Origin of the sequence: Pandoraea oxalativorans (assembly GCF_000972785.3) — a bacterium.
Classification (GTDB): domain Bacteria; phylum Pseudomonadota; class Gammaproteobacteria; order Burkholderiales; family Burkholderiaceae; genus Pandoraea; species Pandoraea oxalativorans.
This window is the reverse complement of sequence record NZ_CP011253.3, coordinates 5,200,005-5,223,909: the sequence shown is the minus strand read 5'-3', so window position 1 is coordinate 5,223,909 and position 23,905 is coordinate 5,200,005. Positions and strand designations below refer to the sequence as shown.

Annotated in this window: 36 protein-coding genes; 34 read left to right on the top strand and 2 right to left on the bottom strand. The window is 59.7% G+C overall.

Annotation, left to right across the window (positions count from 1 at the left end; all coding sequences use genetic code 11):
- The first annotated feature begins 3 nt into the window (after window positions 1-3).
- From tuf to dsbD, 32 genes are all read left to right on the top strand, one after another.
- Entirely contained in the window at window positions 4-1,212 is a 1,209-nt protein-coding gene (gene tuf / locus MB84_RS23130; RefSeq protein ID WP_046290034.1) for an elongation factor Tu, read from the top strand.
- Between the two features lie 113 nt (window positions 1,213-1,325).
- The gene (gene rpsJ / locus MB84_RS23125) at window positions 1,326-1,637 is read left to right on the top strand and encodes a 30S ribosomal protein S10 (protein ID WP_010804138.1); all 312 of its coding nucleotides are present in this window, start codon (window positions 1,326-1,328) and stop codon (window positions 1,635-1,637) included.
- A gap of 205 nt (window positions 1,638-1,842) precedes the next feature.
- Window positions 1,843-2,499: a 50S ribosomal protein L3 gene (rplC, locus tag MB84_RS23120; protein ID WP_039401616.1), complete on the top strand. Its 657-nt coding sequence runs from the start codon at window positions 1,843-1,845 to the stop codon at window positions 2,497-2,499.
- Between the two features lie 2 nt (window positions 2,500-2,501).
- A complete protein-coding gene (rplD, locus tag MB84_RS23115; protein WP_010804136.1) occupies window positions 2,502-3,122 on the top strand; it encodes a 50S ribosomal protein L4 in 621 nt (206 codons plus the stop codon).
- Window positions 3,119-3,433 (top strand): 50S ribosomal protein L23, encoded by a 315-nt coding sequence (gene rplW, locus MB84_RS23110; protein WP_010804135.1) that lies wholly within the window; start codon window positions 3,119-3,121, stop codon window positions 3,431-3,433. Before rplD ends, rplW begins: the two co-directional genes overlap by 4 nt.
- A 2-nt stretch (window positions 3,434-3,435) precedes the next feature.
- Complete coding sequence (rplB, locus tag MB84_RS23105; RefSeq protein WP_039393727.1) at window positions 3,436-4,263, top strand: 50S ribosomal protein L2; 828 nt, start codon at window positions 3,436-3,438, stop codon at window positions 4,261-4,263.
- 13 nt (window positions 4,264-4,276) lie between these two features.
- On the top strand, window positions 4,277-4,552 hold the full coding sequence (gene rpsS / locus MB84_RS23100; protein ID WP_010804133.1) for a 30S ribosomal protein S19: 276 nt from the start codon (window positions 4,277-4,279) through the stop codon (window positions 4,550-4,552).
- Between the two features lie 10 nt (window positions 4,553-4,562).
- Window positions 4,563-4,892, top strand: a complete 330-nt coding sequence (rplV, locus tag MB84_RS23095) for a 50S ribosomal protein L22 (RefSeq protein ID WP_039393726.1) — start codon at window positions 4,563-4,565, stop codon at window positions 4,890-4,892.
- Window positions 4,893-4,901: 9 nt separating this feature from the next.
- Complete coding sequence (gene rpsC, locus MB84_RS23090) at window positions 4,902-5,705, top strand: 30S ribosomal protein S3 (protein ID WP_039393724.1); 804 nt, start codon at window positions 4,902-4,904, stop codon at window positions 5,703-5,705.
- Window positions 5,706-5,707: 2 nt separating this feature from the next.
- Entirely contained in the window at window positions 5,708-6,124 is a 417-nt protein-coding gene (gene rplP, locus MB84_RS23085) for a 50S ribosomal protein L16 (RefSeq protein ID WP_010804130.1), read from the top strand.
- A 14-nt stretch (window positions 6,125-6,138) separates the two neighbouring features.
- Complete coding sequence (rpmC, locus tag MB84_RS23080) at window positions 6,139-6,333, top strand: 50S ribosomal protein L29 (protein ID WP_046290032.1); 195 nt, start codon at window positions 6,139-6,141, stop codon at window positions 6,331-6,333.
- Window positions 6,330-6,602, top strand: coding sequence for a 30S ribosomal protein S17 (gene rpsQ / locus MB84_RS23075; protein WP_046290031.1), 273 nt, complete (start codon window positions 6,330-6,332; stop codon window positions 6,600-6,602). Before rpmC ends, rpsQ begins: the two co-directional genes overlap by 4 nt.
- A gap of 265 nt (window positions 6,603-6,867) precedes the next feature.
- Window positions 6,868-7,236, top strand: a complete 369-nt coding sequence (rplN, locus tag MB84_RS23070; RefSeq protein WP_010804127.1) for a 50S ribosomal protein L14 — start codon at window positions 6,868-6,870, stop codon at window positions 7,234-7,236.
- 11 nt (window positions 7,237-7,247) lie between these two features.
- The gene (gene rplX / locus MB84_RS23065) at window positions 7,248-7,556 is read left to right on the top strand and encodes a 50S ribosomal protein L24 (protein WP_023593828.1); all 309 of its coding nucleotides are present in this window, start codon (window positions 7,248-7,250) and stop codon (window positions 7,554-7,556) included.
- A 13-nt stretch (window positions 7,557-7,569) separates the two neighbouring features.
- The gene (gene rplE, locus MB84_RS23060; RefSeq protein ID WP_023593829.1) at window positions 7,570-8,109 is read left to right on the top strand and encodes a 50S ribosomal protein L5; all 540 of its coding nucleotides are present in this window, start codon (window positions 7,570-7,572) and stop codon (window positions 8,107-8,109) included.
- 7 nt (window positions 8,110-8,116) lie between these two features.
- Entirely contained in the window at window positions 8,117-8,422 is a 306-nt protein-coding gene (rpsN, locus tag MB84_RS23055) for a 30S ribosomal protein S14 (RefSeq protein ID WP_039393717.1), read from the top strand.
- Between the two features lie 13 nt (window positions 8,423-8,435).
- Window positions 8,436-8,831, top strand: coding sequence for a 30S ribosomal protein S8 (rpsH, locus tag MB84_RS23050; RefSeq protein WP_046290030.1), 396 nt, complete (start codon window positions 8,436-8,438; stop codon window positions 8,829-8,831).
- Between the two features lie 15 nt (window positions 8,832-8,846).
- Window positions 8,847-9,380: a 50S ribosomal protein L6 gene (gene rplF, locus MB84_RS23045; RefSeq protein WP_046290029.1), complete on the top strand. Its 534-nt coding sequence runs from the start codon at window positions 8,847-8,849 to the stop codon at window positions 9,378-9,380.
- 11 nt (window positions 9,381-9,391) lie between these two features.
- Window positions 9,392-9,757 carry a 50S ribosomal protein L18 gene (gene rplR, locus MB84_RS23040; RefSeq protein ID WP_039393713.1) on the top strand — a complete coding sequence of 122 codons (366 nt, stop codon included), beginning with the start codon at window positions 9,392-9,394 and terminating at the stop codon, window positions 9,755-9,757.
- 13 nt (window positions 9,758-9,770) lie between these two features.
- Window positions 9,771-10,289 carry a 30S ribosomal protein S5 gene (gene rpsE / locus MB84_RS23035; RefSeq protein ID WP_039393711.1) on the top strand — a complete coding sequence of 173 codons (519 nt, stop codon included), beginning with the start codon at window positions 9,771-9,773 and terminating at the stop codon, window positions 10,287-10,289.
- A gap of 11 nt (window positions 10,290-10,300) precedes the next feature.
- Window positions 10,301-10,483, top strand: a complete 183-nt coding sequence (gene rpmD / locus MB84_RS23030) for a 50S ribosomal protein L30 (protein ID WP_010804119.1) — start codon at window positions 10,301-10,303, stop codon at window positions 10,481-10,483.
- Window positions 10,484-10,494: 11 nt separating this feature from the next.
- Entirely contained in the window at window positions 10,495-10,929 is a 435-nt protein-coding gene (rplO, locus tag MB84_RS23025; protein WP_039393709.1) for a 50S ribosomal protein L15, read from the top strand.
- A 23-nt stretch (window positions 10,930-10,952) separates the two neighbouring features.
- The gene (gene secY, locus MB84_RS23020; RefSeq protein WP_010804117.1) at window positions 10,953-12,290 is read left to right on the top strand and encodes a preprotein translocase subunit SecY; all 1,338 of its coding nucleotides are present in this window, start codon (window positions 10,953-10,955) and stop codon (window positions 12,288-12,290) included.
- A gap of 12 nt (window positions 12,291-12,302) precedes the next feature.
- Complete coding sequence (gene infA / locus MB84_RS23015) at window positions 12,303-12,521, top strand: translation initiation factor IF-1 (protein ID WP_007869286.1); 219 nt, start codon at window positions 12,303-12,305, stop codon at window positions 12,519-12,521.
- 19 nt (window positions 12,522-12,540) lie between these two features.
- Window positions 12,541-12,657 carry a 50S ribosomal protein L36 gene (rpmJ, locus tag MB84_RS23010; RefSeq protein ID WP_046290028.1) on the top strand — a complete coding sequence of 39 codons (117 nt, stop codon included), beginning with the start codon at window positions 12,541-12,543 and terminating at the stop codon, window positions 12,655-12,657.
- A gap of 35 nt (window positions 12,658-12,692) precedes the next feature.
- Entirely contained in the window at window positions 12,693-13,058 is a 366-nt protein-coding gene (gene rpsM / locus MB84_RS23005) for a 30S ribosomal protein S13 (RefSeq protein ID WP_039393701.1), read from the top strand.
- A 17-nt stretch (window positions 13,059-13,075) separates the two neighbouring features.
- On the top strand, window positions 13,076-13,480 hold the full coding sequence (gene rpsK, locus MB84_RS23000) for a 30S ribosomal protein S11 (RefSeq protein WP_010804113.1): 405 nt from the start codon (window positions 13,076-13,078) through the stop codon (window positions 13,478-13,480).
- Window positions 13,481-13,632: 152 nt separating this feature from the next.
- On the top strand, window positions 13,633-14,256 hold the full coding sequence (gene rpsD / locus MB84_RS22995; protein WP_039393699.1) for a 30S ribosomal protein S4: 624 nt from the start codon (window positions 13,633-13,635) through the stop codon (window positions 14,254-14,256).
- Window positions 14,257-14,362: 106 nt separating this feature from the next.
- Window positions 14,363-15,340, top strand: a complete 978-nt coding sequence (locus MB84_RS22990) for a DNA-directed RNA polymerase subunit alpha (protein ID WP_039393697.1) — start codon at window positions 14,363-14,365, stop codon at window positions 15,338-15,340.
- Window positions 15,341-15,492: 152 nt separating this feature from the next.
- Window positions 15,493-15,885 carry a 50S ribosomal protein L17 gene (rplQ, locus tag MB84_RS22985; protein ID WP_039393695.1) on the top strand — a complete coding sequence of 131 codons (393 nt, stop codon included), beginning with the start codon at window positions 15,493-15,495 and terminating at the stop codon, window positions 15,883-15,885.
- Window positions 15,886-16,078: 193 nt separating this feature from the next.
- A complete protein-coding gene (cutA, locus tag MB84_RS22980; protein ID WP_046290027.1) occupies window positions 16,079-16,411 on the top strand; it encodes a divalent-cation tolerance protein CutA in 333 nt (110 codons plus the stop codon).
- Entirely contained in the window at window positions 16,314-18,392 is a 2,079-nt protein-coding gene (gene dsbD, locus MB84_RS22975) for a protein-disulfide reductase DsbD (protein ID WP_245725587.1), read from the top strand. The genes cutA and dsbD overlap by 98 nt, the downstream gene beginning before the upstream one ends.
- A gap of 39 nt (window positions 18,393-18,431) precedes the next feature.
- On the opposite strand, the gene hemB is transcribed toward dsbD, so the two are convergent.
- Together hemB and yihA are read right to left on the bottom strand one after the other, a co-directional pair.
- A complete protein-coding gene (gene hemB / locus MB84_RS22970; RefSeq protein WP_039393691.1) occupies window positions 18,432-19,430 on the bottom strand; it encodes a porphobilinogen synthase in 999 nt (332 codons plus the stop codon).
- A gap of 537 nt (window positions 19,431-19,967) precedes the next feature.
- Window positions 19,968-20,636 carry a ribosome biogenesis GTP-binding protein YihA/YsxC gene (yihA, locus tag MB84_RS22965; protein WP_039393689.1) on the bottom strand — a complete coding sequence of 223 codons (669 nt, stop codon included), beginning with the start codon at window positions 20,634-20,636 and terminating at the stop codon, window positions 19,968-19,970.
- A 298-nt stretch (window positions 20,637-20,934) separates the two neighbouring features.
- Here yihA and MB84_RS22960 point away from each other — a divergent pair, with 298 nt between their 5' ends.
- Both MB84_RS22960 and MB84_RS22955 read left to right on the top strand, forming a co-directional pair.
- Window positions 20,935-21,591 carry a c-type cytochrome gene (locus tag MB84_RS22960; protein WP_046290025.1) on the top strand — a complete coding sequence of 219 codons (657 nt, stop codon included), beginning with the start codon at window positions 20,935-20,937 and terminating at the stop codon, window positions 21,589-21,591.
- A 175-nt stretch (window positions 21,592-21,766) separates the two neighbouring features.
- Window positions 21,767-23,902, top strand: coding sequence for a cytochrome c biogenesis protein ResB (locus MB84_RS22955; protein WP_046290024.1), 2,136 nt, complete (start codon window positions 21,767-21,769; stop codon window positions 23,900-23,902).
- The last annotated feature ends 3 nt before the right edge of the window (window positions 23,903-23,905 follow it).

The following is a 23,905-nucleotide window of genomic DNA, read 5'->3' as shown; positions in this document are numbered from 1 at the left end:
GAAATGGCAAAGGAAAAATTCGAGCGGACTAAGCCGCACGTGAACGTCGGTACGATTGGCCACGTTGACCACGGCAAGACCACCCTGACGGCTGCTATCGCAACGGTTCTGTCGGCCAAGTTCGGCGGCGAAGCCAAGAAGTACGACGAAATCGACGCGGCGCCGGAAGAAAAGGCACGTGGTATCACGATCAACACGGCACACATCGAGTACGAAACGGCTTCGCGCCACTACGCACACGTTGACTGCCCGGGCCACGCCGACTACGTCAAGAACATGATTACCGGTGCTGCCCAGATGGACGGCGCAATCCTGGTTTGCTCGGCTGCTGACGGCCCGATGCCGCAAACGCGTGAGCACATCCTGCTCGCCCGTCAGGTCGGTGTGCCGTACATCATCGTGTTCCTGAACAAGTGCGACATGGTCGACGACGCCGAGCTGCTCGAGCTGGTCGAAATGGAAGTTCGCGAGCTTCTCTCGAAGTACGACTTCCCGGGCGACGACACGCCGATCATCAAGGGTTCGGCCAAGCTGGCGCTGGAAGGCGACAAGGGCGAACTGGGCGAAGTGGCGATCATGAACCTGGCCGACGCGCTGGATTCGTACATCCCGACGCCGGAGCGCGCTGTTGACAAGCCGTTCCTGATGCCGGTGGAAGACGTGTTCTCGATCTCGGGTCGCGGCACGGTGGTCACGGGTCGTATCGAGTCGGGCGTGGTCAAGGTCGGCGAAGAAATCGAAATCGTCGGTATCAAGATGGACGGCGACAAGCCGCACATCGACAAGACGACCTGCACGGGCGTTGAAATGTTCCGCAAGCTGCTCGACCAAGGTCAGGCAGGCGACAACGTTGGTCTGCTGCTGCGCGGCACGAAGCGTGAAGACGTTCAGCGTGGTCAGGTTCTGGCCAAGCCGGGCTCGATCAAGCCGCACATGGAATTCACGGCCGAAGTGTACGTGCTGTCGAAGGACGAAGGTGGTCGTCACACGCCGTTCTTCAACAACTACCGTCCGCAGTTCTACTTCCGTACGACGGACGTGACGGGCTCGATCAGCCTGCCGGCCGACAAGGAAATGGTCATGCCGGGCGACAACGTGTCGATCAGCGTCAAGCTGATCGCCCCGATCGCCATGACCGAAGGTCTGCGCTTCGCAATCCGCGAAGGTGGCCGTACGGTTGGCTCGGGCGTCGTTGCCAAGATCGTCGCCTAATAGCGGATTGAACGACGATGCGGGGTTTCGGCCTCCATCGTCGTGATTCTGTTTGCTCTTTGTGATTTACCCGGCGCCCGAACGAGGGTTGCCATGCTCTTTGGTGAAATTCCATGCAGAACCAAAAGATCCGTATCCGCCTGAAGGCTTTCGACTACCGCCTGATCGACCAGTCGGCTGCCGAAATCGTTGAAACCGCCAAGCGCACCGGCGCAATCGTCAAGGGCCCGGTGCCCCTGCCGACGCGCATCGAGCGTTTCGACATCCTGCGTTCGCCGCACGTCAACAAGACGTCGCGCGACCAGCTCGAAATCCGCACGCACCAGCGCCTGATGGACATCGTCGATCCGACGGACAAGACGGTTGACGCGCTGATGAAGCTCGACCTGCCGGCTGGCGTCGACGTCGAAATCAAGCTGCAGTAAGGCTTGAGAGCGATTTCGCTCTTGAAAGCCCCGCCAATGCTGGACCGGCGGGGCTTTTGTTATGTGATTTAGCAACACTTGTCAAGCGATAAAAGTCCGCCTATAATGGCGGGCTCAAGTGTAGTTTTGAAAAGATGGCCCACATCCGTGGACCATCCTTTTGTCATTTAGGCCCGGCCAATCGCAGTCGGGAATGGAGAAAATCATGAGCCTTGGCCTTGTCGGTCGCAAGGTTGGCATGACGCGTATTTTCACGGACGACGGCGATTCGATTCCCGTCACCGTGCTCGACGTGTCTAACAACCGTGTGACGCAAATCAAGACGGATGAAACGGACGGCTATACCGCCGTTCAAGTCACTTTCGGCAATCGTCGCGCTTCGCGCGTGACCAAAGCCGCCGCCGGTCACTATGCGAAAGCTGGTGTTGAAGCCGGTGAAATCCTCAAGGAATTCCGCATCGATGCTGCCAAAGCTGCTGAACTGCAGCCGGGCGCAGCCGTGGGTGTCGATCTGTTCCAGGTAGGCCAGAAGGTCGACGTGCAAGGCGTGTCGATCGGTAAGGGCTACGCAGGTACCATCAAGCGTTACAACTTCGCTTCGGGCCGCGCATCGCACGGTAACTCGCGTTCGCACAACGTGCCGGGTTCGATCGGTATGGCGCAGGATCCGGGCCGTGTGTTCCCGGGTAAGCGCATGACGGGTCACCTGGGTGACGTCACGACGACGGTACAGAATCTCGAAATCGCGCGCATTGACGCTGAACGTGGCCTGATCTTCGTGAAGGGTGCCGTTCCGGGCGCCAACGAAGGCAAGGTTTTCGTGACCTCGGCAGTCAAGGCCAAACTCGCGAAGGGAGCGTAACAATGGAACTGAAGCTCCTGAATGAGCAAGGTCAGGAAGGCGCTGCGGTCAACGCGTCGGACGTCGTGTTCGGCCGTGACTACAACGAAGCGCTGATCCATCAGGTTGTGGTGGCTTATCAAGCCAACGCCCGCAGCGGCAATCGTGCGCAGAAGGACCGTGAACAGGTCAAGCACACGACGAAGAAGCCGTGGCGTCAGAAGGGTACGGGCCGCGCTCGTGCCGGTATGTCGTCGAGCCCGCTGTGGCGCGGCGGTGGCCGCATCTTCCCGAATTCGCCGGAAGAGAACTTCACCCACAAGGTCAACAAGAAGATGTACCGCGCCGGTGTGTGCTCGATTCTGTCGCAGCTCGCCCGTGAAGGTCGTCTGTCGGTGGTCGAGGACATCAAGCTGGATGCGCCGAAGACCAAACTGCTCGCTGAAAAGATCAAGGCCATGGGTCTTGAGTCGGTGCTGCTGATCACGGATAGCGTGGACGAGAACCTGTTCCTGGCCTCGCGCAATCTGGCTCACGTTGCCGTCACCGAGCCGCGTTTCGCCGACCCGCTGTCGCTCATCTACTTCAAGAAGGTGCTGCTGACGAAGGGCGCGATCGCCAAGATTGAGGAGATGCTGTCATGAGCGACGTGCGTAAAAACGACCATCGTCTGTACCAGGTCTTGCTCGCGCCGGTGATCTCCGAAAAGGCGACGCTGGTGGCTGACAAGAATGAACAAGTGGTGTTCCAAGTTGCACGCGACGCGAACAAGCAAGAAGTGAAGGCTGCTGTTGAGCTTCTCTTCAAGGTTGAAGTCGAGTCGGTGCAGATCCTGAACCGTAAGGGCAAGCAAAAGCGCTTTGGCCGCTTCATGGGTCGTCGCGACCACGAGAAGAAGGCTTACGTGAGCTTGAAGCCGGGTCAGGAAATCAATTTTGAAGCGGAGGCCAAGTAATCATGGCACTCGTCAAAACGAAACCGACGTCGCCGGGCCGCCGTTCGCTGGTCAAGGTCGTCAACAAGGATCTGCATAAGGGCAAGCCGTTCGCCCCGCTGCTCGATACCAAGAGCAAGACCGCTGGCCGTAACAACAACGGTCACATCACCACCCGTCACATGGGTGGCGGTCACAAGCAGCACTACCGTATCGTCGATTTCCGTCGTAACAAGGACGGCATCACGGCGAAGGTTGAGCGTCTTGAGTACGATCCGAACCGCAGCGCGAACATCGCACTGCTTTGCTACGCCGACGGCGAGCGTCGTTACATTCTTGCACCGAAGGGCATGACCGTCGGCCAGCAAGTGGTGAGCGGCTCCGAAGCCCCGATCAAGGCTGGCAATGCACTGCCGATCCGCAACATTCCGGTCGGTACCACGATTCACGGCATCGAACTGCTGCCGGGCAAGGGCGCCCAAATCGCTCGTGCCGCTGGTACGTCGGCAATGCTGCTGGCTCGTGAAGGCACGTACGCTCAAGTGCGTCTGCGTTCGGGCGAAGTCCGTCGCGTGCACATCGAGTGCCGCGCCACCATCGGTGAAGTCGGCAACGAAGAGCACAGCCTGCGCCAGTTGGGCAAGGCCGGTGCAAAGCGTTGGCGCGGTATTCGCCCGACCGTTCGCGGTGTGGCGATGAACCCGGTGGATCACCCGCACGGTGGTGGTGAAGGTCGTACGGCAGCTGGTCGTCATCCGGTCAGCCCGTGGGGTCAGCATACCAAGGGTAAGCGTACCCGTTCGACCAAGCGCACCGACAGCATGATCGTTCAGCGTCGCAAGAAGCGCTAATTGGAGCTAGCAAATGACTCGTTCTGTTAAAAAAGGTCCGTTTTGCGACGCTCATCTGCTGAAGAAAGTGGAAGCGGCAGCTGCATCGCGTGACAAGAAGCCGATCAAGACCTGGTCGCGTCGTTCGACCGTCCTGCCCGATTTCATCGGCCTGACGATCGCCGTACACAATGGCCGTCAACACGTGCCGGTGTACGTGACGGAAAACATGGTCGGCCACAAGCTGGGTGAGTTTGCACTTACCCGTACCTTCAAGGGCCATGCGGCCGACAAGAAGGCGAAGAAATAAGGGGCCGATCATGGAAGTGAAAGCAATTCACCGCGGTGCCCGTATCTCGGCGCAGAAGACGCGTCTGGTCGCTGACCAGATCCGCGGCCTGCCGCTGGAACGTGCACTGAATGTACTGACCTTCTCGCCGAAGAAGGCCGCGGTCATCATCAAGAAGGTGCTGGAGTCGGCAATTGCCAACGCCGAGCACAATGAAGGTGCTGACATTGACGAACTGCGCGTTAAGGGCATCTTCGTTGACAAGGCGACCTCGCTCAAGCGTTTCACCGCGCGCGCCAAGGGCCGTGGTAACCGCATCGAGAAGCAAACCTGTCACATCACTGTGACGCTGGGCAACTAAGGGGTCACGATGGGACAGAAAATTCATCCGACTGGCTTCCGTCTGGCTGTCAGTCGTAACTGGGCTTCGCGTTGGTACGCGAACAACCAGGATTTCGCGAAAATGCTGCAGGAAGATATCGGGGTTCGCGATTACCTGAAGAAGAAGCTGAAGAACGCTTCGGTTGGCCGCGTGGTCATCGAACGTCCGGCCAAGAATGCTCGCATCACGATTTTCAGCTCGCGTCCGGGCGTTGTGATCGGCAAGAAGGGCGAGGACATCGAAATCCTCAAGGCTGAGCTGCAAAAGCGCATGGGCGTGCCCGTGCACGTGAACATCGAAGAAATCCGCAAGCCGGAAACCGATGCGCAGCTGATCGCCGATTCGATCGCTCAGCAGCTTGAGCGCCGTATCATGTTCCGTCGCGCAATGAAGCGCGCGATGCAGAACGCGATGCGTCTGGGTGCCCAGGGCATCAAGATCATGAGCGCTGGCCGTCTGAACGGTATCGAAATCGCCCGTACCGAGTGGTACCGCGAAGGCCGTGTGCCTCTGCACACCCTGCGCGCTGACATCGACTACGCAACCTCGGAAGCGAAGACGACGTACGGCATCATCGGTATTAAGGTGTGGGTGTACAAGGGTGACACGCTGGGCCGCAACGACGCTCCGGTGGCTGAAGAGCCGGCCGAAGAAAAGCGTCCGCGCCGCAATGCGCGTCCGGGCGACCGTCGCCCCCGTCGTGACGATGCTGGCGACAAGGCCGGTGCGAAGCGCGGTGGTGCACGCCGTCCGGCTGGCAAGCCTGAAGGCGACGCCAAGACTGGAGAATAATCATGCTGCAACCGAAACGCAGAAAGTATCGCAAAGAGCAGAAGGGCCGTAACACTGGCGTCGCCACCCGTGGCAACGAAGTGTCGTTCGGCGAATTCGGCCTGAAGGCGGTCGGTCGTGGTCGTCTGACGGCTCGTCAAATCGAAGCTGCTCGTCGTGCCATGACCCGCCACATCAAGCGCGGTGGTCGTATCTGGATTCGTATTTTCCCGGATAAGCCGATCTCGCAAAAGCCGGCAGAAGTGCGTATGGGTAACGGTAAGGGTAACCCGGAGTACTACGTCGCCGAGATTCAACCGGGCAAGATGCTGTACGAAATGGACGGTGTGGATGAAGCGCTGGCACGCGAGGCGTTCCGCCTGGCTGCCGCTAAGCTGCCGATTCAGACGACGTTCTTTGTACGTCGCCTTGGCGCCTGAAGGGAGAATTTGAAATGAAAGCATCCGAACTTCGTGCCAAGGATGCCGACGGCCTGAACAAGGAACTGTCGGATCTGTTGAAGGCCCAATTCGGTCTTCGCATGCAGCAAGGCACCCAACAGCTGAGCAATACCAGCCAGCTGAAAAAGGTGCGCAAGTACATCGCGCGTGTGCGTACCGTGTTGACTGAGAAGGCGAGCCAGAAATGAACGATACCGCTAAGACTTCGCTGAAGCGCACCCTCACGGGTCGCGTTACCAGCGATAAGATGGATAAGACGGTTACCGTGCTGATCGAGCGTCAAATGAAGCACCCGCTCTACGGCAAGTACATCGTGCTGTCGAAGAAGTATCACGCGCACGACGAAACCAACCAGTACAAGGAAGGCGACCTGGTCGAGATTCAAGAATCCCGCCCGCTGTCGAAGACCAAGGCCTGGACGGTTACCCGTCTCGTGGAAGCTGCCCGCATCATCTAAGGTAGGCTGAAGCGAAGGCTTGACTTGCAAGTCCAGAATTATCATTGTATAATTCTGGACTTTCCGCTTCTTTCGCTAAAACCGGTCTTTGGTTTCGCAAGGGAGTGGATGGCTTCCGAGGCCGACTCGTATCCTCTATGAGTCCGGGTGAGGTAGCAAAGTTGTCCACTTTTGAACGACTCAACCCAAACGGCACCCTTTGGTGCTGACGGGGACCAAGACTGACCGACGCTTATGTGTCGGATTAAGTTGGGAAGATAACACCATGATTCAAACTGAAACCCGGCTCGAAGTAGCCGACAACACCGGTGCGCGCGAAGTGATGTGCATCAAGGTGCTGGGCGGCTCCAAGCGTCGCTACGCCGGCATTGGCGACATCATCAAGGTCAGCGTGAAAGATGCTGCCCCGCGTGGTCGCGTCAAGAAGGGCGAAATCTACAACGCAGTGGTCGTGCGCACCGCCAAGGGCGTGCGTCGCCAGGACGGCTCGCTGGTCAAATTCGACGGCAATGCCGCCGTGCTGCTTAACACCAAGCTCGAGCCGATCGGCACCCGTATCTTCGGGCCGGTTACGCGTGAACTGCGTACCGAACGCTTCATGAAGATCGTGTCGCTGGCCCCGGAAGTGCTGTAAGGAGCCGACACATGAACAAGATTCGTAAGGGTGACCAAGTCATCGTTCTGACGGGTAAGGACAAGGCCAAGCGTGGCACGGTTCTGGCCGTTGATGGTGACAAGCTGGTCGTCGAAGGCGTGAACGTCGCCAAGAAGCACGTCAAGCCGAACCCGATGAAGGGTACGCAAGGTGGCGTGGTCGACAAGACGATGCCGATCCACGTTTCGAACGTGGCGCTGGTGGATGCCAATGGCAAGCCGTCGCGCGTGGGCATCAAGGTCGAAGACGGCAAGAAGGTCCGCTTCCTCAAGACGACCGGTGCGGTCGTCGGTGCCTAAGGGAGTATAGATAATGGCCCGTTTGCAAGAATTCTATAAGGACAAGATTGTCGCCGAGCTCACCAAGCAGTTCGGTTACAAGTCCGTGATGGAAGTGCCGCGCATCACCAAGATCACCCTGAACATGGGCCTTGGTCAAGCCGTCGCTGACAAGAAGATCATCGAGCACGCCGTTGGCGACCTGACGAAGATTGCCGGTCAAAAGCCGGTGGTGACGAAGGCTCGCAAGGCTATTGCCGGTTTCAAGATCCGCGAAGGTTACCCGATCGGTACGATGGTGACGCTGCGTGGTGAACGTATGTTCGAATTCCTGGATCGTTTCATCACCGTGGCTCTGCCGCGCGTGCGTGACTTCCGTGGTATTTCGGGTCGTGCGTTCGACGGTCGTGGCAACTACAACATCGGTGTGAAAGAGCAGATCATTTTCCCCGAAATCGAATACGACAAAATCGACGCACTGCGTGGTCTGAACATCAGCATCACGACGACTGCGAAGACTGACGAAGAAGCCAAGGCTCTTCTGTCGGCGTTCAAATTCCCGTTCCGTAACTGAGGTAATCGTGGCTAAACTGGCACTTATCGAACGCGAAAAGAAGCGCGCCCGTCTGGCGGCGAAGTACGCTGGCAAGCGTGCTGACCTCAAAGCGATCATCGAAGACACCAGCAAGTCGGAAGACGAGCGTTATGAAGCACGCCTGGCGCTGCAACAGCTGCCGCGTAACGCCAACCCGACGCGTCAACGCAATCGTTGCGAGCTGACCGGTCGTCCGCGCGGCACGTTCCGCAAATTCGGCCTGGCCCGTAACAAGATCCGTGAAATCGCCTTCCGTGGCGAAATCCCGGGCGTGACCAAAGCAAGCTGGTAATAGGAGAAGCACCATGAGCATGAGCGATCCTATCGCCGATATGCTGACTCGCATCCGCAACGCTCAGATGGTTGAGAAGGCATCGGTGAAGATGCCCTCGTCCAAGCTGAAGGTCTCGATCGCCAAGGTCCTGAAGGACGAAGGCTACATCGAAGGCTTCGCGGTTGAAGCAGAAGAAACCAAGCCGGTGCTGAACATCGCACTGAAGTACTACGCTGGCCGTCCGGTGATCGAGCGCCTCGAGCGCGTTTCGCGCCCGGGTCTGCGTGTGTACAAGAGCCGCAACGATATCCCGCAGGTCATGAATGGCCTGGGCGTTGCAATCGTCTCGACCCCGAAGGGCGTGATGACGGATCGCAAGGCACGCGCCACTGGCGTGGGCGGCGAAGTCATCTGCTACGTGGCCTAACCGAGGAGAGTTGAAATGTCTCGAGTAGGTAAGAGTCCCATTGCACTGCCGAAGGGCGTTGAAACAACGCTGGCTGGCAATGTGCTGACGGTCAAGGGTGCCCTGGGTTCGCTGACCCGTGGCGTGAACGCCCTTGTGAACGTCAAGATTGAAGACGGCACCATCACCTTCGCCCCGGCTGACGAAAGCCGTGAAGCGAATGCGCTGTATGGTACGGAACGTGCACTGGTCAACAATATGGTGACCGGTGTGAGCAAGGGTTTCGAGAAGAAGCTGCAACTCGTTGGCGTGGGTTACCGTGCCAAGGCTGAAGATAACAAACTGAAGCTTGAGCTGGGTTTCTCGCACGATGTTGTGCATGCCATGCCGGAAGGCGTGAAGGTCGAGACCCCGACGCAGACGGAGATCATCATCAAAGGCGTTGATAAGCAACGCGTCGGACAAGTGGCTGCGGAAGTTCGCGGTTACCGTCCGCCCGAGCCCTACAAGGGTAAGGGTGTCCGCTATGCGGACGAGACGGTGATCCTCAAGGAAACCAAGAAGAAGTAAGGGTGCGAAACATGGACAAGAAACAATCACGTGTGCGCCGCGCTCGCCAGACTCGTATCAAGCTGGCAGCTCAGAAGGTGCATCGCCTTTCCGTGCATCGCACCAACGTGCACATCTACGCGCAAGTTTTCTCGGAAGACGGCACGCAAGTGCTGGCCAGCGCTTCGACGCTGGAAGCCGAAGTGCGCAAGGAACTGGGCGACAAGGAAGGCAAGGGTGGCAACGCTGCCGCTGCTGCGTTGATCGGTCGTCGTATCGCCGAAAAGGCGAAGGCTGCCGGCATCGAAAGCGTGTCTTTCGACCGCTCGGGCTTCCGCTATCACGGTCGCGTCAAGGCTCTCGCCGACGCAGCCCGTGAAGCCGGCCTCAAGTTCTAAGTAAGGATCCGTCATGGCAAAGATGCAAGCGAAAGTTCAGGCTGACGAACGCGACGACGGCCTTCGCGAGAAGATGATCGCGGTCAACCGTGTCACGAAGGTTGTGAAGGGTGGCCGTATTCTCGGTTTTGCCGCGTTGACCGTGGTTGGTGACGGCGATGGCCGCATCGGCATGGGCAAGGGCAAGGCGAAGGAAGTCCCGGTTGCTGTTCAAAAGGCAATGGAACAAGCCCGCCGCAATATGTTCAAGGTTGCTCTGAAGAACGGCACCCTTCAACACAACGTTCTCGGCCAGCATGGCGCCTCGCGCGTCCTGATGTCGCCGGCGAAGGACGGTACCGGCGTGATCGCCGGTGGCCCGATGCGCGCGGTGTTCGAGGTGATGGGCGTGACCAACGTGGTGACGAAGAGCCTTGGCTCGACGAACCCGTACAACCTGGTCCGCGCCACGCTCGACGGCCTGAAGAAACAATCGACTCCTGCTGACATCGCCGCTAAGCGTGGCAAGTCGGTGGAAGAGATCCTCGGCTAAGGGTGATCAATATGTCGCAGCAAACTGTGAAAGTTAAGCTGGTCAAGAGCCTGATCGGTACGCGCGAAGAACATCGCGCCACCGTGAAGGGCCTCGGCCTGCGTCGCCTCAATTCGGTCAGCGAGTTGCAGGATACGCCCGCTGTGCGGGGCATGATCAACAAGGTCTCGTACCTTGTGAAGATCGTCGACTGAGCGAGGGCAAAATGGAATTGAATTCGATTAAGCCGGCAGAAGGCGCCAAGCACGCTAAGCGCCGCGTCGGCCGTGGCATCGGTTCGGGTCTGGGTAAAACCGCCGGCCGTGGTCACAAGGGTCAGAAGTCGCGTTCGGGTGGCTTCCACAAGGTGGGCTTCGAAGGCGGTCAAATGCCGCTGCAACGTCGTCTGCCGAAGCGTGGTTTCAAGTCGCTGACGCGTCGTTTCGTGGGCGAAGTTCGCCTGTCGGACCTGAACAACCTGCCGGTCGACGAGATCGATCTGTTGGTTCTGAAGCAGGCCGGTCTGGTGAGCGAGCTGTCGCTTTCGGCCAAGATCATCGCCGCTGGCGAGATCACCCGCAAGGTCGTTGTGAAGGGTCTGGGCGTCACCAAGGGTGCGCTCACCGCCATTCAAGCGGCTGGCGGTTCGGTCGCAGAGTAAGTTAGGACACCCCGGAGCCATCATTGGCCAAGTCTCCTAATCTCGCTAAGCCTGGTACGCAGGGCCCGAAGTATGCGGATCTGCGCCGGCGGCTGGTTTTCTTGCTGCTGGCGTTGATCGTCTACCGTATTGGTGCGCATATCCCGGTGCCGGGCATCGACCCCGATCAGCTGGCGCAGTTGTTCCAGCGCCAGTCGGGCGGGATCCTGGGCATGTTCAACATGTTCTCTGGCGGTGCGTTGTCGCGGTTCACGATCTTCGCGCTGGGGATCATGCCGTACATTTCGGCGTCGATCATCATGCAGTTGCTGGCGATGGTTTCGCCTCAACTGGAAGCATTGCGTAAGGAAGGCCAGGCCGGACAACGCAAGATCACGCAGTACACCCGGTATTTCACGGTGGTGCTTGCGCTCTTCCAGGCAGCTGCAATCGCGGTGACGTTGGAGAGCGAGCCGGGGCTCGTCGTCGATCCGGGCATGTTGTTCCGCCTGACGACGGTGATCACGCTCGTGACCGGCACGATGTTCCTGATGTGGCTTGGTGAGCAGATCACCGAACGCGGTCTCGGTAACGGCATTTCGATCATCATCTTCGGCGGTATTGCGGCAGGTTTGCCGAACGCTGTGGGTGGTTTGTTCGAGTTGGTCGGTACCGGTTCGATCGGTCCGTTCTCGGCGATCGTGATCTGTGCCCTGGTGGTGCTCGTGACGTTCTTCGTCGTTTTCGTCGAACGTGGTCAGCGCAAGATCCTGGTGAACTACGCGAAGCGTCAGGTCGGCAACAAGGTGTACGGTGGTCAGGCTTCGCACCTGCCGCTCAAGCTGAATATGGCAGGCGTGATTCCGCCGATCTTTGCATCGTCGATCATCCTGTTCCCGGCAACGATCGCGAATTGGTTCGGCGCAGGTGATAACGCGCGCTGGCTCAAGGATATCGCGGCGAAGTTGTCGCCGGGGCAGCCGATCTACGTGATGCTCTACGCACTGGCGATCGTGTTCTTCTGCTTCTTCTACACCGCTCTGGTGTTCAACAGCAAGGAGACCGCCGAGAACCTGAAGAAGAGCGGAGCGTTTGTTCCGGGCATCCGTCCGGGCGACCAGACCGCGCGTTATATCGATAAGATCCTGACGCGATTGACACTGGCCGGTGCAGCTTACGTCACCTTGGTGTGTTTGCTGCCTGAGTTCCTGGTGTTGCGCTGGAATGTCCCGTTCTACTTCGGTGGAACCTCACTGCTGATTATCGTGGTGGTGACGATGGACTTCATGGCGCAAGTGCAGTCGTATGTGATGTCGCAACAATATGAGTCGCTGCTCCGCAAGGCGAATTTCAAGGGCGGCAATAACATGACGCTTCGCTGATCATCCAGGATCATGTCGAAAGACGACGTTATTCAAATGCAGGGTGAGGTCGTTGAAAACCTCCCCAATGCCACCTTCCGGGTAAAGCTGGAAAATGGTCATGTAGTACTTGGTCATATCTCAGGCAAGATGCGGATGCACTACATTCGCATCCTCCCCGGAGATAAGGTGACGGTAGAGTTGACGCCCTACGATCTGTCGCGTGCGCGGATCGTCTTCCGGGCGAAGTGATTAGAGAGAGGGAATTGTCATGAAAGTTTTGGCATCTATTAAGTGCATGTGCCGCAATTGCAAGATTGTGAAGCGCAAAGGCGTGCTCCGCGTGATCTGCAGTTCCGATCAGCGCCACAAGCAACGTCAGGGCTAATCGGCCTTTAACGCTATTTAGTTGGGGAATTACGAATGGCTCGTATCGCAGGGGTTAACATCCCGAACCACCAGCACACTGTCATTGGCCTGACGGCTATTTACGGTGTCGGTCGCACGCGCGCTCGCCAGATTTGCGATGCCGCCGGTGTGGCTCACTCGAAGAAGGTCAAGGACCTCGACGACGCTGATCTCGAAAAGTTGCGTGATCAAGTTGGTCAACTGACGGTTGAGGGCGACCTTCGCCGTGAAACGACCATGAGCATCAAGCGCCTGATGGACCTGGGCTGCTATCGTGGTATGCGTCACCGCAAGGGCTTGCCGCTTCGCGGTCAGCGTACCCGTACCAATGCGCGTACCCGTAAGGGCCCGCGTAAGGCCGGCGTCTCGCTGAAGAAGTAACCAGAGGATAGGAACTCATGGCTAAGCAACAGAACAACGCCGCTTCGCAGCGCGTTCGCAAGAAGGTCAAGAAGAGCGTTGCAGAAGGCGTCGTGCACGTCCACGCTTCGTTCAACAACACCATCATCACGATCACCGATCGTCAGGGCAATGCGCTGGCATGGGCGACGTCGGGTGGCCAGGGCTTCAAGGGTTCGCGTAAGTCGACCCCGTTCGCTGCCCAGGTTGCTGCTGAGTCGGCTGGCCGCGTGGCACTGGAATACGGCGTGAAGAACCTCGAAGTTCGCATCAAGGGCCCGGGCCCGGGTCGCGAATCCGCGGTTCGTGCGCTGAATGCGCTGGGTATCAAGATCACGGCCATTTCGGACGTGACGCCGGTCCCGCACAACGGCTGCCGCCCGCCGAAGCGTCGTCGTATCTAAGACGCTTCAGAAAATCCTGCTATAATCGCGGGTTCGCGCACGGTCTCGGCCGTGCGCGTAGTAATTTCTAAGACCACCGTCCGGTACATTGGTACCGGACTTGCGTAGTGGACAAAGTTCGCTGCGTCAAATTTTGAGATAAAGGAACAACCGTGGCACGTTATATCGGCCCGAAGGCCAAACTCTCCCGTCGTGAAGGTACTGACCTCTTCCTGAAGAGCGCACGTCGCTCGCTCGCCGACAAGTGCAAGCTGGATAGCAAGCCGGGTCAGCATGGCCGCACGTCGGGTGCTCGTACGTCGGACTACGGCAACCAGCTGCGCGAAAAGCAGAAGGTCAAGCGTATTTACGGCGTGCTTGAGCGTCAGTTCCGTCGTTATTTCGCGGAAGCCGACCGCGTCAAGGGCAACACGGGTGAAAACCTGCTGCAACTGCTCGAGTCGCGCCTGGACAACGTCGTGTACCGCATGGGCTTTGGTTCGACGCGCGCTGAAGCGCGCCAACTCGTTGGCCACAAGGCCATCGTGGTGAACGGTGTCGTTTCGAACATCCCGTCGATCAAGGTCAAGGCCGGCGACGTGATCAGCATTCGCGAAAAGGCCAAGAAGCAAGTGCGTATTCAAGAAGCGCTGACGCTGGCTGAGCAAGTCGGTTTCCCGATCTGGGTTTCGGTTGACGCCAAGAAGATGGAAGGCACTTTCAAGGCACTGCCGGAACGTAGCGATATCGCGGGCGACATCAACGAAAGCCTGATCGTCGAATTGTATTCGCGTTAATCCGTATGATGCTTGACGCGCCTCACGGCGCGTTTTGCGTTCCGTGCAGGTTGTCACCCATCAGCCTTATCGGTGTAACGAGCCGAGGGTATTGAAAAGGAAACCTATGCAAACCAGTTTGTTGAAGCCCAAGATTATTGCGGTTGAGCCGGTCGGTGAGCATCACGCCAAAGTCGTGATGGAGCCGTTCGAACGTGGCTATGGCCACACCTTGGGCAACGCGCTTCGCCGCGTGCTGTTGTCATCGATGGTGGGCTACGCGCCGACCGAAGTGACGATTGCTGGCGTTGTGCATGAATACTCCACCATCGATGGTGTCCAGGAAGATGTCGTCAACTTCCTGCTGAACCTCAAGGGTGTCGTGTTCAAGCTGCATAACCGTGACGAAGTCACCGTTACGCTGCGCAAGGATGGTGAAGGTGTGGTGCGCGCTTCGGATATCGAGGTGCCGCATGATGTGGAACTGATCAACCCCGATCACGTGATCGCGCATCTGGCGAAGGGCGGCAAGCTCGACGTTCAGATCAAGATCGAAAAGGGTCGCGGTTATGTCCCGGGTAACGTGCGCCGTTATGGCGACGAATCGGCCAAGGTTATTGGTCGTATCGTCCTCGACGCGTCGTTCTCGCCGGTCAAGCGTGTGAGCTACGCGGTCGAGTCGGCCCGTGTGGAACAGCGTACGGACCTGGACAAGCTCGTGATGAACATCGAAACCAACGGTGTGGTGTCGCCGGAAGAAGCGATTCGTCAATCGGCTCGCATCCTCGTCGACCAACTGTCGGTGTTCGCTGCGCTGGAAGGCACGGAAGCCGCCAGCGAAGCGCCGTCGCGTGCGCCGCAGATCGATCCGATCCTGCTGCGTCCGGTGGACGATCTCGAGTTGACGGTGCGTTCGGCCAACTGTCTGAAGGCCGAAAACATCTACTACATCGGCGACCTGATCCAGCGTACCGAGAACGAATTGCTCAAGACCCCGAATCTGGGTCGCAAGTCGCTCAACGAGATCAAGGAAGTGCTTGCCTCGCGTGGTCTCACGCTCGGCATGAAGCTCGAAAACTGGCCGCCGGCCGGTCTCGAGAAGTAATGTAACGACATGGCCGCCTTCGGGCGGCCGTGTTGCTACGTAAGTGCGGCACGTCGGCATGTCCGATACGGCCGATAGCGAAGGTACCGGCCCGCGGTGGTTGTCACCGATAGAAGAGCTTGGTCGAAAACTCTGTTTAAAGGAAAGTAAAAATGCGTCACCGTCATGGTTTGCGTAAACTGAACCGTACCAGCAGCCACCGTCTGGCCATGCTGCGTAACATGTCGAATTCGCTGCTCCAGCACGAAGCCATCAAGACCACGCTGCCGAAGGCCAAGGAACTGCGTAAGGTCGTCGAGCCCCTTATCACGCTGGGCAAGAAGGACTCCGTCGCTAACCGTCGTCTGGCGTTCAACCGCCTGCGCGATCGTGAAATGGTCACGAAGCTGTTCAACGAACTCGGCCCGCGTTTTGCCAACCGTCCGGGCGGCTACCTGCGTATCCTGAAGATGGGTTTCCGCGTGGGTGACAACGCTCCGATGGCTTTCGTCGAACTGCTGGATCGTCCGGAAGTCGACACGGAAGCGCCGGAAGTCGCTGAGTAAGCGATTCGCGCAACGGTCTGTCGAAGGCCGTCAGCCGTAGAAAAAAGCCAGGTCATTGACCTGGCTTTTTTTGTTTCTGGGCATCGTCCGAGCAGGCATCAGCGCCAGTCTGGAAATCGCTTGCCACGCGTACATCTTTGCCTGTGTCGGTGTACAGTGAACACCTCTCACGCCGAACGGTCTACAGCACACCATGGACGCCCTTCTCATCGTCATGACGACATTTCCCGACGAGGCCAGCGCAGAAGCGGCCATTGACGGCATGCTTGCCGGACGTCTGGCGGCCTGCGTGCAGCAAATGGCGCCGGTGCGGTCGAGTTATCGCTGGCAGGGCAAGCGTGAAACGAGCGTAGAAGTGCCGCTGATGATCAAGACGACTGCCGCGCGTTATGGCGCGTTGGAGCAGTACATCAAAGAACACCATACATATGATGTCCCGGAGATTGCGGCGTGGCCCGCCACTGCGGCGCTGCCGGCTTATGCGCGATGGGTCGAGAATGAGACGCGGGGGGAACTGCATGTTTGATGTGAAGACGTTGGCCGGGCCGGGATTGGTCGTCGCCAGCAGCCCCCGGAGAGCGACGATGCCACATCGTGTCCAGCGACTCTGGATGCTTGCACTGACCGTGCTGGCGATCATGCTGACGTTGGGCGCGGGCCGCGCTCATGCGGCAGACGACTTCCTTGATCCCGACGTCGCTTTCAAGGTGTCGAAATCGGAACAACCCGGGGTCGTGGTGCTGCATTTCGACGTCGCAAAGGGGCACTACCTCTATCGTGAACGGTTCGCCTTCACCGCGGATAATCCCGCTGTCAAACTCGGCGCGCCGGTATTCCCGAAAGGCGAGGTCAAGCACGACGACACCTTCGGCAAGGATATGGAGGTGTATCACGAGCCGATCGATGTCCGGGTTCCGGTCGATCAGGCGAGCGGGCCCTTTACGCTGAACGTCTCGCTGCAGGGATGCGCAGACAAGGGGTTGTGCTATCCGCCAATGGACAAACCGCTGAAGATTTCCGCTGCGGCGATTAGCAACGCGAGCGGTGGCACTTCCAGCGCCGGTTCCCCGGTCGGCCCGGCGACCCAGGCATTGCTGGGCGGCGGTGCACAGGGGGCTGGAAGCGCTTCGGTCGCATCCCCCGCCGTGGTCGGTCCCACGGGGAGCTCAGCAGGCGGATGGTTGTCCGCGCGAGACGACTACAACGAAGCGGAGCGGATTTTCTCGGGCGGCAGCTTTGCGTTGGCGTTGGGGATTTTCTTCGTGTTAGGTCTCGGGCTCGCCTTCACCCCGTGCGTTTTGCCGATGGTGCCAATCCTTCTGTCGATCGTTGCGGGTCAGGAAGCCAGTCGTTGGAAAGCGGTGCGTCTGGCCGTCGCGTACGTTCTCGGCATGGCCATCGTGAACACCGTCATTGGCGTGGCCGCCGGACTGCTTGGGCAGGGTTTGATTGCCTTCTTGCAGGCCCCTTGGGTGCTCGCCCTGTTTGCGCTGCTGATGGTGGTTCTGTCCCTTTCGATGTTTGGGATGTACGAGATCCAACTGCCTGCCGCGCTGCGTGACCGGATCGACAATGCCGCGCGCAAGCAGCAGTCGGGACAGTGGGTCGGCGCGGCAATGATGGGTGTCCTGTCCGGGTTGATCGTCAGTCCTTGCGTGACGGCACCCCTGGCGGCAGCGTTGGCATTCATCGCCAAAACCGGGGACGCCGTTTTCGGCGGTGCGACGCTCTTTGCGCTATCGCTGGGGATGGGACTGCCGCTTGTGATCCTTGCCGGTGGCGGGAGCACGTTGTTGCCGCGCGCGGGCGCATGGATGGACGGCGTGAAGCGTTTCTTTGGCTTCCTGCTGCTTGGCGTTGCGCTGTGGATCGTTCGCCCCCTGCTGTCGACGCCGGTCTTGCTGCTCGGCGCGGGCGTTCTCCTGCTGGTTGCGGCCACGTTTATGCGCGTGTTCGACAATTTGCCCGAGGGGGTTAGCGGCGCGCGACGTCTATTGAAAGGCCTCGGTGTTGTCGTGGCGCTGCTGGGTGCCGTAGCACTCGTCGGTGCCGCCGCCGGCGCGCGCGATCCATTAGCGCCGTTAGCTGGCTTGTCGACCGTGGCGTCGGGGAGTGCCAATGCTGGCGCGCCTGCTGTCGAGGGCGTGAAATTCCAGCGCGTTCGTAGCGTGGCGGAACTGGATCAGGTGGTGGCGAGCGCCGGGCGTCCGGTGATGTTCGATTTCTATGCGGACTGGTGTATCAGCTGCAAGGAGATGGAGCGTTTCGTTTTCACGGATCCGCGTGTAAAAGCCCGCCTCGATCAAGTGTTGCTCGTGCAGGCTGACGTCACGGCCAACAATGCAGACGATCAGGCGCTACTTAAGCGCTTCGGTTTGTTCGGGCCGCCGGGCATCATCTTTTTTGATGGGAGCGGCAAGGAAGTCACCGGAACGCGCGTGATCGGCGCGCAGTCGGCGGATCTGTTCTTGCGAAGCCTCGAAAAAGCATTCGGGCCGGCTGCCTGAGGCACCGACCCGAATCGACCTGAATCGATCCGAACCGCCTTACGCCTGTGCGCGAAGCAAGCGTGCGGCGTCGAGTGCGAAGTAGGTCAGAATACCGTCCGCACCGGCTCGCTTGAAGGCCAGCAGCGATTCCATCATCACCTTGTCGTGATCGAGCCAGCCGTTCTGTGCGGCGGCTTTGAGCATCGCGTATTCGCCACTGACCTGATAGGCATACGTGGGGAAGCGGAACTCGTCCTTCACGCGACGCACGATGTCGAGGTACGGCATGCCGGGCTTGACCATCACCATGTCGGCACCTTCCTCGATGTCGAGCGCCACTTCACGAATCGCTTCGTCCGAGTTGGCCGGGTCCATCTGGTAGGTCATCTTGTTGCTCTTGCCGAGGTTCGCGGCCGAGCCGACAGCGTCGCGGAACGGACCATAGAACGCCGATGCGTACTTGGCCGCGTACGCCATGATCCGCGTATGGATATAACCGCCGGCTTCCAGGGCCTCGCGCACGGCGCCAATGCGGCCGTCCATCATGTCCGAGGGGGCAACGATATCTACGCCCGCTTCCGCCTGCGTGAGCGCTTGCTTCACCAGCAGATCCGTCGTCACGTCGTTGATGACGTAACCGTTCTCATCGAGTACGCCATCCTGTCCGTGGCTGGTGTACGGATCGAGCGCGACATCGGTCAGAACGCCGAGATCGGGGAAGTTGCGCTTGAGCTCGCGCACCGCGCGGGGGATCAGACCGTCGGGGTTGGTCGCCTCGATGCCGTCCGGCGTCTTGAGCGAGGCTTCGATGTTCGGGAACAGCGCAATGACGGGTACGCCGAGCGTTACGCACGTGTCGGCCACACGCATCAATTCGTCGACGGAAACACGTTCGACGCCGGGCATCGAATCGACAGCCTCGCGGCGTTTCTCGCCTTCGAGCACGAACACCGGGTAGATGAGGTCGTCGCAGGTCAGGCGGTTTTCGCGCATCAGACGGCGCGAGAAGTCATCGCGTCGCATGCGGCGCGGACGAAGCAGGGGGTAGGAACTCATGCGATCGGTCCTTTGGACGAAGAATGGCGCGTCGGAAATTCCCGTGACTCGGACATTTTGACGTGTCCCGAAAACGGTGCTGTCGTTGCGACTGGCTCAACGATTCCGTAAGAGGGAAGGCGCGCAAAAAAGGGCGCTTGCCGGGAAACTTTCGAACGCATGGTATATCATACCAACCGGATGTTCGCACTGCGTGTGACGTCCCCCGCTTCTCCTCCCTGAGCGGGCGCCTGTCGTTCTACGATAAGGCTTATTTAAACCCGCCGTGCCTACACGGCGGTTTTTTTATGTGCGCTCGAATCGTGTCGTAACGGCACTGCAACCTCCCGGATCGTCTCGCTTTCCGGTGAGTTCACGCAGACATCATCCGTTCGGCCGATACGGTGGCTCGCCGCGTCGGCCCCATCGATTTCCCTGAGACGATCCCGAAACGTCGGTCGCCCACCTGGCTTCGCCGCGACGATTTGTCGCGCACGACCGGGGTGCCGAACGTCTACCTTTGGAAGCTGGACCCGCGAGGGGCCCGTGCACCGGTGCTTACTTCTTGGCCTTCTCGCGCGCCGGAATGGCAAGCCAGTCTTCGAGCGTGCGCTGCGCGGCGTCGACGCCGGTGCGCTTGAGCGACGAGAACAGTTGTGCCGTGAATTGCGGCGCAATCGTCGGGTCGTCGGACGGCAGCCCATCGGTGCGCGGCAGCGCGGACAGGCGTTTCTGCGTCTCGCGCAACACGTTCGTGGCTTCCTGACGCGTCAGCTTGTCGGCTTTCGTCAACAGGGCATGGATCGGACGTCCGGTGGGCATGAACCAGTCGATCAGTTCGCAATCGAGGTCCGTGAACGGGCGGCGCGAGTCCATCACCAGCACGAGGCCGCGCAATTGGGGACGCTGGACGAGGTAGTCGCCGAGCAGTTGTTGCCAGTGCACCTTCACACCGCCGCCGACCTCGGCATAGCCGTACCCCGGCAAATCGACAAGGTAGCCGTAAAGGTGTTCGAGGTGGGCGATCTCGAAATAGTTGATGTGCTGCGTGCGGCCCGGCGTCTTGCTCGAGAAGGCCAGCCGCTTCTGATTGCACAGGATGTTGAGCGCGCTGGATTTGCCCGCGTTCGAGCGACCCGCGAAGGCGACCTCGGGCACGGCCGTAGGCGGCAGGTCGCGCAGATGATTGACGGTCGTAAAGAAGCGGGCTTGATGAAGTAGGGACATGACGGAAACCGGGGAGCGCCGCAGCCACTGGAATCGGGCCGCAACGCGGGCGCAGGCACGCAAGACGGTGGGGTTGAGCACTCACCGGCGACAGGCCGGGAAGCCCCGTTCTGCGGCCTTCTACATGGAAATCCCCTAAAGCCGGGGAAAGTCTTTATTGTACAATATGAAAGTTAACCTTGGCCTTGCCAAGGCTTGCCCGAACGTCTCGCGCGCCGTGAGGTTGGAGGAGAAACGCGGCGTCGGACGGTGAGTTCGAACGACCGATTTCCCGACAAAACAGATATAAGGTGTGCGAATGAACCGAGGAGTGTGGAAGTCTCTCGCTGCAACACCGTTGGCGCTGGCATGCTTTCTTCTGAGCGGTGCGGCACAAGCCGCCGAGCCCCAGACGCCCGCAAAACCCGACCTGGCCCGGGGACAGGCCATCGCTACGCAGGTGTGTGCGGCCTGCCACGCGGCAGACGGCAATAGCCCTGGCGGCGCTTATCCGAAGCTGGCCGGCCAGCATGCCGAATATCTCTACAAGCAGCTCGTCGACTTCAAGGCGCAGCCCGGCAAGACACCGGCGCGCAACAACCCCATCATGGCCGGCATGGTCGCGGCATTGAACGAGCAGGACATGCGCAACGTGTCCGCTTACTTCGCCTCACAGACCGAGAAGCCGGGCGTGGCCCGCAACAAGGACACCGTGCCGCTCGGCGAGAAGATCTACCGTGGCGGCATCGCGGAGAAGGGCGTGCCGGCGTGCGCGTCTTGCCACGGCCCGACCGGTGCGGGCATGCCGTCGCAGTACCCGCGCCTGTCCGGGCAATGGGCGGAATACACCGAGGCACAACTCATCGCCTTCCGTAACGAGACGCGCGGCAACAACGCGCCGATGCATACGATCGGCGGGCGTCTGTCGGATAAGGAAATCAAGGCCGTCTCCGATTACGTGGCCGGTCTGCGCTAAGCGTGATGATCGGGAGCCCTGCCCTGACATCGTGTGAACGTCAGGGTATATTCGCTGACTTATAACGAAACCCGCTACGGTGCCGCAGGGCGACCGGGGGTAACTGGTTTAGCATACACAGGGTGGCGGGCGCGTGAGATACGCGTCCCCGCCCTTTTTTGTTGTCGGAAACAGAATGAGCATCAGTACCTCCGGAATGCAGATCAAGGGAGCGCAGCGTTGGGTGCGCGATGGCGTCGAGCTTGTCAGTTCGATGCGTTTCGCCATCAGTCTGCTGACCGTGCTCGCGATTGCCAGCATCGTTGGCACCGTGCTCAAACAGGGCGACCCTTACCCCAATTACGTCAACCAGTTCGGTCCGTTCTGGGCGGACGTTTTCCGCTCGCTCGGCCTGTACACGGTGTACAGCTCCTGGTGGTTCCTGCTGATCCTCTTTTTCTTGATGGCGTCCACGACGCTGTGCATCGTGCGTAATGCACCGAAGATGATCGCGGATATCCGCAGCTGGCGCGATCACGTGCGCGAAGGGAGTTTGCGCGCGTTCGGTCACAAGGCCGAGTACGTCGGTCCTCTCTCTCGCACGGATCTGCTCAAGCGTGTAACGGGCTATCTCGGACATCGCGGTTACCGCTTCGTCGTGCGCGAGCGCGAAGGGGCGACGCTGGTGGCTGCCAAGGCCGGGGCCATCAACAAGATCGGCTACATCTTCGCGCACAGCGCCATCGTGATCATCTGTCTGGGCGGTCTGGTCGACAGCGACCTGCTGATTCGCGTCCAGATGGCGCTGTTCGGCAAGTCACCGCTGCAAGGTAACGCTGTCATCGCACAGATCCCCGAGAACCATCGTCTGTCGGCGAACAACCCCGCGTTTCGCGGCTACGCATTCGTACCGGAAGGCGGTAAGTCCACCACGGCAATTCTGAATTTTCAGGACGGCTCGGTTGTGCAGGACCTGCCGTTCTCCATCGAACTGAAGAAATTCCACGTCGACTATTACTCGACGGGCATGCCCAAGCTGTTTGCCAGCGACATCGTGGTGACGGACCCCGAAACCGGCAAGTCGATGGATGCGACGGTCAAGGTCAACGAACCTTTCATCTACAAGGGCGTGGCGATCTACCAGTCGAGCTTCGAGGACGGCGGCAGCAAGCTGAAGCTGACCGGCTACCCGATGCGCGGCGCGACCGATCGTCCGTTCGCGTTCTCCGGCGACATCGGCGGGTCGACCCAGTTGCGCGGTGGCGCTGCAGGTAAGGACGCCTACACCGTCGAGTTCAGCGACTTCCGCGCCATCAACGTCGAGAACATCAGCAATGGTGGTGGCGAGCGCGACGTGCGCGGCGTCGCCCGTAAATCGTTGCGCGACGAACTGGGGGCGCAACTGGGTTCCGGTGCACGAACCGACGTGGGCAAGGATCTGCGAAACGTCGGTCCGTCGGTGCAATACAAGGTGCGCGACCGCAGCGGTCAGGCCAAGGAGTACCGCAACTACATGCTGCCGATTCTGGTGGAGGACGGCGAGCGTGTGTTCATGACGGGCGTGCGCGACACCCCGGACGGTCCGTTCCAGTACCTGCGCATTCCGGCGGATGCCGATGGCTCCGTCAAGCAGTGGATGTTGCTGCGTGCGGCGCTTCAGGACGATGGCGCGCGGACCGAAGCGGCGCGCCGGTTTGCCATGCAATCGCTACCGTCGCAGACGTCCGCCGAGTTGCGCGGACAATTGCAGGAAAGCGCCAAGCGCGAACTGGACCTTTTCGCCGGTGCGATGCCAGCGAGCAAGAATGGCCACGCGACAGGTGGTTTGCAGGCGATTGCCGAGTTCGTGAACGAGAAGGTGCCGCAAGAGCAGCAATCGAGTGCGGCCGACATGTTCCGCCGCATTCTGGACGGTACGATCTGGCAACTGTGGCAGGTCGCGCGTGAGCAGGCGGGGCAGCCGGCGGTGGTGCCGTCGCCGGAGACCGAGCGTTTCGTGCACACGGCCACCAATGCGCTGTCCGACAATTTCCTGTACGACGCCCCGGTGTTCCTGCAACTCGATTCGTTCGAGCAGATCCAGGCGAGCGTCTTCCAGCTCACGCGCTCGCCGGGCAAGAAGATCGTGTATCTTGGCAGCTTGCTGCTGGTGCTGGGCATCTTCTCGATGTTCTACGTGCGCGAGCGGCGTCTGTGGCTGTGGGTCAAGGACACGCCGGAAGGTGGCAGTTCGGTATTGATGGCAGTGTCGACGACGCGTCGCACCCTGGATTTCGAAAAGGAATTCGCCCGCACGAAGGCGGAGATGAACGAGATCGTCACAAAACGATGAAGG

Bases quoted from the DNA above. Each gene is read 5' to 3' on its own strand.
- tuf (WP_046290034.1), top strand. From the start codon at position 4: ATGGCAAAGGAAAAATTCGAGCGGACTAAGCCGCACGTGAACGTCGGT.
- rpsJ (WP_010804138.1), top strand. From the start codon at position 1,326: ATGCAGAACCAAAAGATCCGTATCCGCCTGAAGGCTTTCGACTACCGC.
- rplC (WP_039401616.1), top strand. From the start codon at position 1,843: ATGAGCCTTGGCCTTGTCGGTCGCAAGGTTGGCATGACGCGTATTTTC.
- rplD (WP_010804136.1), top strand. From the start codon at position 2,502: ATGGAACTGAAGCTCCTGAATGAGCAAGGTCAGGAAGGCGCTGCGGTC.
- rplW (WP_010804135.1), top strand. From the start codon at position 3,119: ATGAGCGACGTGCGTAAAAACGACCATCGTCTGTACCAGGTCTTGCTC.
- rplB (WP_039393727.1), top strand. From the start codon at position 3,436: ATGGCACTCGTCAAAACGAAACCGACGTCGCCGGGCCGCCGTTCGCTG.
- rpsS (WP_010804133.1), top strand. From the start codon at position 4,277: ATGACTCGTTCTGTTAAAAAAGGTCCGTTTTGCGACGCTCATCTGCTG.
- rplV (WP_039393726.1), top strand. From the start codon at position 4,563: ATGGAAGTGAAAGCAATTCACCGCGGTGCCCGTATCTCGGCGCAGAAG.
- rpsC (WP_039393724.1), top strand. From the start codon at position 4,902: ATGGGACAGAAAATTCATCCGACTGGCTTCCGTCTGGCTGTCAGTCGT.
- rplP (WP_010804130.1), top strand. From the start codon at position 5,708: ATGCTGCAACCGAAACGCAGAAAGTATCGCAAAGAGCAGAAGGGCCGT.
- rpmC (WP_046290032.1), top strand. From the start codon at position 6,139: ATGAAAGCATCCGAACTTCGTGCCAAGGATGCCGACGGCCTGAACAAG.
- rpsQ (WP_046290031.1), top strand. From the start codon at position 6,330: ATGAACGATACCGCTAAGACTTCGCTGAAGCGCACCCTCACGGGTCGC.
- rplN (WP_010804127.1), top strand. From the start codon at position 6,868: ATGATTCAAACTGAAACCCGGCTCGAAGTAGCCGACAACACCGGTGCG.
- rplX (WP_023593828.1), top strand. From the start codon at position 7,248: ATGAACAAGATTCGTAAGGGTGACCAAGTCATCGTTCTGACGGGTAAG.
- rplE (WP_023593829.1), top strand. From the start codon at position 7,570: ATGGCCCGTTTGCAAGAATTCTATAAGGACAAGATTGTCGCCGAGCTC.
- rpsH (WP_046290030.1), top strand. From the start codon at position 8,436: ATGAGCATGAGCGATCCTATCGCCGATATGCTGACTCGCATCCGCAAC.
- rplF (WP_046290029.1), top strand. From the start codon at position 8,847: ATGTCTCGAGTAGGTAAGAGTCCCATTGCACTGCCGAAGGGCGTTGAA.
- rplR (WP_039393713.1), top strand. From the start codon at position 9,392: ATGGACAAGAAACAATCACGTGTGCGCCGCGCTCGCCAGACTCGTATC.
- rpsE (WP_039393711.1), top strand. From the start codon at position 9,771: ATGGCAAAGATGCAAGCGAAAGTTCAGGCTGACGAACGCGACGACGGC.
- rpmD (WP_010804119.1), top strand. From the start codon at position 10,301: ATGTCGCAGCAAACTGTGAAAGTTAAGCTGGTCAAGAGCCTGATCGGT.
- rplO (WP_039393709.1), top strand. From the start codon at position 10,495: ATGGAATTGAATTCGATTAAGCCGGCAGAAGGCGCCAAGCACGCTAAG.
- infA (WP_007869286.1), top strand. From the start codon at position 12,303: ATGTCGAAAGACGACGTTATTCAAATGCAGGGTGAGGTCGTTGAAAAC.
- rpmJ (WP_046290028.1), top strand. From the start codon at position 12,541: ATGAAAGTTTTGGCATCTATTAAGTGCATGTGCCGCAATTGCAAGATT.
- rpsM (WP_039393701.1), top strand. From the start codon at position 12,693: ATGGCTCGTATCGCAGGGGTTAACATCCCGAACCACCAGCACACTGTC.
- rpsK (WP_010804113.1), top strand. From the start codon at position 13,076: ATGGCTAAGCAACAGAACAACGCCGCTTCGCAGCGCGTTCGCAAGAAG.
- MB84_RS22990 (WP_039393697.1), top strand. From the start codon at position 14,363: ATGCAAACCAGTTTGTTGAAGCCCAAGATTATTGCGGTTGAGCCGGTC.
- rplQ (WP_039393695.1), top strand. From the start codon at position 15,493: ATGCGTCACCGTCATGGTTTGCGTAAACTGAACCGTACCAGCAGCCAC.
- cutA (WP_046290027.1), top strand. From the start codon at position 16,079: ATGGACGCCCTTCTCATCGTCATGACGACATTTCCCGACGAGGCCAGC.
- dsbD (WP_245725587.1), top strand. From the start codon at position 16,314: ATGATGTCCCGGAGATTGCGGCGTGGCCCGCCACTGCGGCGCTGCCGG.
- hemB (WP_039393691.1), bottom strand. From the start codon at position 19,430: ATGAGTTCCTACCCCCTGCTTCGTCCGCGCCGCATGCGACGCGATGAC.
- yihA (WP_039393689.1), bottom strand. From the start codon at position 20,636: ATGTCCCTACTTCATCAAGCCCGCTTCTTTACGACCGTCAATCATCTG.
- MB84_RS22960 (WP_046290025.1), top strand. From the start codon at position 20,935: ATGAACCGAGGAGTGTGGAAGTCTCTCGCTGCAACACCGTTGGCGCTG.
- MB84_RS22955 (WP_046290024.1), top strand. From the start codon at position 21,767: ATGAGCATCAGTACCTCCGGAATGCAGATCAAGGGAGCGCAGCGTTGG.